The 4,091-nt window shown below is 47.0% G+C and carries 4 protein-coding genes; all 4 read right to left on the bottom strand.

The window, feature by feature from the left end; translation table 11 throughout:
* Nucleotides 1-264: 264 nt before the first annotated feature.
* A complete protein-coding gene (locus Q0340_RS09540; protein ID WP_298083110.1) occupies nt 265-1,437 on the bottom strand; it encodes a HAMP domain-containing sensor histidine kinase in 1,173 nt (390 codons plus the stop codon).
* Nucleotides 1,430-2,092 (bottom strand): response regulator transcription factor, encoded by a 663-nt coding sequence (locus Q0340_RS09535; RefSeq protein WP_297948458.1) that lies wholly within the window; start codon nt 2,090-2,092, stop codon nt 1,430-1,432. The genes Q0340_RS09540 and Q0340_RS09535 overlap by 8 nt, the downstream gene beginning before the upstream one ends.
* Nucleotides 2,092-2,334, bottom strand: coding sequence for a hypothetical protein (locus Q0340_RS09530; RefSeq protein ID WP_297902676.1), 243 nt, complete (start codon nt 2,332-2,334; stop codon nt 2,092-2,094). The genes Q0340_RS09535 and Q0340_RS09530 overlap by 1 nt, the downstream gene beginning before the upstream one ends.
* Nucleotides 2,335-3,214: 880 nt before the next feature.
* A partial coding sequence (locus Q0340_RS09525; protein ID WP_298083109.1) for a methionine ABC transporter ATP-binding protein occupies nt 3,215-4,091 on the bottom strand: 877 nt, incomplete at its 5' end.

Raw genomic sequence — 4,091 nt, 5'->3', positions numbered from 1 at the left:
CTGTTCCGATTTTATTCAGTAATATAGTCCACTGGATATACTTATCAAGAAATAAAAGCTAAATTTTATGAAATCGCGGACGAATAAAATTCCGCACTAATAACTTTCAGGATCATTTTACGAGCGCAAAGCGAGCGGGCGATTAAATTTAAACGCTCCGGCAATTAGAGCCTTTTTGCGCGGAATTTAAGCGACCAAACTACGATTAAATTTAAACCGCAAGCGACCGCTTTTAAATTTTAAATTTCACTAAATTTTAAAATTTTACTCTCGCCACGTAAGGCGAAAGGTCGTTATCTCGCCCGGCACGCTGTCGTAGGAGATAGAAAAGGAGTATTTTTTGCAGACCTCGCTTACGATGCTAAGCCCGATTCCAAAGCCGCCCTCGCTTGAGTTAAAGCGCGCAAAGCGCCTGAAAATTTCGTCGCCCTTTTTCCTATCGATCCCCTCGCCGCTATTTGAGATCGCTAGCTCGCCGTGCCTTAGCCGCACATCCACGTAGCCGCCTGCATCGGCGTATTTTACGGCGTTGCTTAGCAGATTGTCGATCAGGCGCGAAATTTCATAAATATTTGCGTTCATGCTCGCATCCGAAAGATCGGTTTTAAGGCTTAGTCTGCGTTTTTGAATAAACGGCGCGAAGTATTCGCAGCGCGAAGCGACTAGGCTTTTTAGATCGATCGAGCTAATCTCGCCCTCCTTATTCATACCGAAGGTTAAAAACACGAGATCCTCGTAGATGCGCGAAAGCGTCTTGGCGGCAAGGTCGATATTAGCGACGCGCTTGGCGTTGTATTCCCCAAGCTCTGCGTGCCGCATCGTCTCGACGCTCATGGAGATGATGCTAAGAGGAGTGTTGATCTCGTGGGTGCTATCCTTGATGAAGCGATTTAGCGTATCGATCTTATCGTAAAGCGGCTTGGTGCCTAGCCGCACCAGATAAAACGCCACGGCTAATATCACACCCAAAAGCGCTATCATCATCGCTGCGGTTTTGATACGAAGCGTTAAAATTTCGCCCTGCACGCTACTTCCAAGCAGAATGATTTTAGCCTTGGAAAAGGCGTTTCGCTCCTCCATATTTTGCAGATTCTCATAAATTCCTAGCCTTCCGCCACTTATAAATTCCGCCTTTAGCTTCGCTTTATCAAGTGCGCCAAGCTCACCGCTGCAGCCGTAAATTTCATCAGAGTTTGGCTTAAATATGCACGCACTCACGCCCTTTTCGCGCTCAAAGTCCGCTAGTGATTCCAGCCCGTCCATGCTCGCTTTCATATAGATCATCATTTTGATCTCTTTTAGCTCTTTTATCCTGTGCGAAAGTAGCGCGGCTTCGTTCATCCTGTAATTTATCTTGAAAAAATATCCTAAAAACAACGCACTTGAAATGAGATATAAAGATAGAATTTTAAGCGTTAAAGCGGTCTTTTCAGACATACAGATACCCTGCATTGCGGCGATTTATGATATGCTCTTCGCCTAGGACGCGGCGCAAATTTTTGATATAAGTTCGCAGCGCTTCCTCGCTCGGAGTTTCGTCAAAAGCGTAGATCGCGGAGAAAATTTCATCCTTGCTCAAAAGCCTGTTTTTATTTTGTAAAAAAAGCGCCAGCAGCTCGCGCTCTTTGTTTGAAAGCGCGACGGGCACGCCCGATCTGCGTAGCTCTTTGCTTGCAAAGTAAAATTTAAACTCGTCGTCAATAGTTACAAAATCATCAAAATTATGGCTGAAGTTTCGCTTTATGAGCGAATTAACGCGCAGCAGCAGCTCTTTTAATTCATACGGTTTTTTGAGATAATCGTCGCAGCCGCTTTTAAAACCGACCTCAAGGTCATCGAGCGTATTTAGCGACGTAGCAAATATCGCAGGAGTGTGATCGCCGTTCTTGCGTAGCTCTTTTAAAAGTGAGAATCCGTCGCCTTTGGGGATTTTTACGTCAAAGATAAAAAGATCAAATTTTTGCTCATAAGCAAGATCTGCAGCGCTTTGAGCGTCGCTGCAAACGCACACATCAAAGTCTGCATTTCTTAAATATTCGCCGATGAGATCGCAAAGGGTCTCATCGTCCTCTACGAGTAAAATTTTACTCACTACATCTCTTTTTTAATCTCTTTTTTCATCTCTTTTTTTGCATGAGAGCCCTTTTTAACGGCATCTTTTTTCATACCATGCGTCTCGTGCTTCATATGTTTCATCTCAGCTTTCACCTCTTTCGCACCATTATGCATTGATGTATTGGCGTCCTTCATCTCATCTTTCATGCCCATATCGGCAGCTACGGCAAAAGTGCCAGCAAATAGCGCACTAAGCGCAAACAAAGTAAGTTTTTTCATTACGTACTCCTTAAAAGAAATTAGCGGAATTATACTTCCGTAAAAGTGAAGCAAGTGTGAAATTCCGAAAAAATTCAAATTTAAATTTAAACGCCTGTAATTTCAAACGCGGAGCGGCTTAAATGCGCTCGGTCGGTCGCGATCCCTGAAATTTAAATCGCCTCGCTATGGCTAGTCGAATTCTAAACGCGAATCAAAGCTAGCCAGAGCGCACGCCAACAGCGCATCGCCGAGCTTACTTTACCGCGGCGAGATAAAAATTTAAACCGCCGGCGAAACTGATTAAATTTATAATGCCACGGCTCGGTCATTAAATTTAAAACGCCGCGCGAGTCTTTAAATTTGCGGCATCGCGCGAGCTTTTAAATTCGCCATGCCGCGTAAGCCCTTAAATTTAGTGCGGCGCGTGAATTTTTAAATCCACTAACCACGGCGGTTAATAATTCTAAATCGCCCTTCGCCGCAGGCATTGCTACCGATGAAATTTAAAGCGCAAATTTTAAATTTTAAAGTTGCTACTACATCAAAGCGAAATTCTGCGCTTTGAAATTCCACACACGACGAAACAATTTAAAATTTCATGCTTCAACGCGCCGCGCAGAGATATAAAATTAAAATTTCACGCCTTAAACGCCAAAATGAAATTTTCATACCGAACCGCCCATCCGCGTCTCAGTACTACCCGCGCGACGAAATTTAATGCGCGTAATGCAAGTGCGGCGGATTTTAACGCCCGCGCGCATCGCTCATGCTCTTCGGCTCCGCCCGTAAATTTTATCCGACGCAAGCGCGCAAAAAAGTAAAATTTAACGGCTGCGAAAGGCGACCATACCGCGCCACTCGATGCAGCTGGCGCTATAAAAGATCGAAAATTTAACGCCTACGAAAGAGCGTGATCTTTGATCTCATCCTGCGATACGATCTCGTAGATTACGCCCGCGTTTTTGATAAACTCCTCCACGCGCGCGACGTGTGCGGGCTCTACGTTGATCACGAGGCTTCCGACGACGTTTTTATCGAGGCGCTCGAGCTTGCCCCAGACGATGTTAAAATTTATCTCCAAAGCGCGCGCCATATGCGTGATCACGCTGTCAAACGCAACCGCGGGCGGGAAAAAGAGCCTGATATTCACGCCGCTTGCGGGCAGCACCTCCTCCTCGCCTAAAAACTCCTTCATATTCTCATCCGGGTGCAGAAACAGCGAGACGATATCGCCCGAGTTGCTCACGCGCCCGCCCTTAAGCAGGATCGCTCGCTGCGCGATGCCCTTTACGACCTCCATCTCGTGCGTGACGAGCACGATCGTAATGCCTAGCTCGCGATTGATGCGGCGCAGAAGCGATAAAATTTGCGCGGTGGTGTTGGGATCAAGCGCCGAGGTCGCCTCGTCGGAAAGCAAAATTTTAGGGCTTAATGCAAGCGCACGCGCAATCGCCACGCGCTGCTTCTGTCCGCCGCTAAGCTCGCTAGGATAGGCATTTGCTTTATCTGCAAGCCCCACGAGCTCCAAAAGCTCGGCAACGCGGCGCTTCGTGTGATCCTCGGGATGGCCCCAAAATGCTAACGGCGTGGCGACGTTTTGCGCGACGCTGCGGCGGCTCATTAGCGCGAAGTGCTGAAAAATCATACCGATATTTTTGCGCAGCTCGCGGATCTGAGCGGCGTTTAGCTCTCTTACCTCCCTGCCCTCTACTTTGAGGCTTCCTTCTTGATAGTCCTCAAGGCCGTTTACGCAGCGCAGCAGTGTGCTTTTACCC

Origin of the sequence: uncultured Campylobacter sp., from assembly GCF_938045595.1 — a bacterium.
In the GTDB taxonomy this organism is placed as follows: Bacteria; Campylobacterota; Campylobacteria; order Campylobacterales; family Campylobacteraceae; genus Campylobacter_B.
This window is presented reverse-complemented; position numbering and strand designations above follow the sequence as displayed.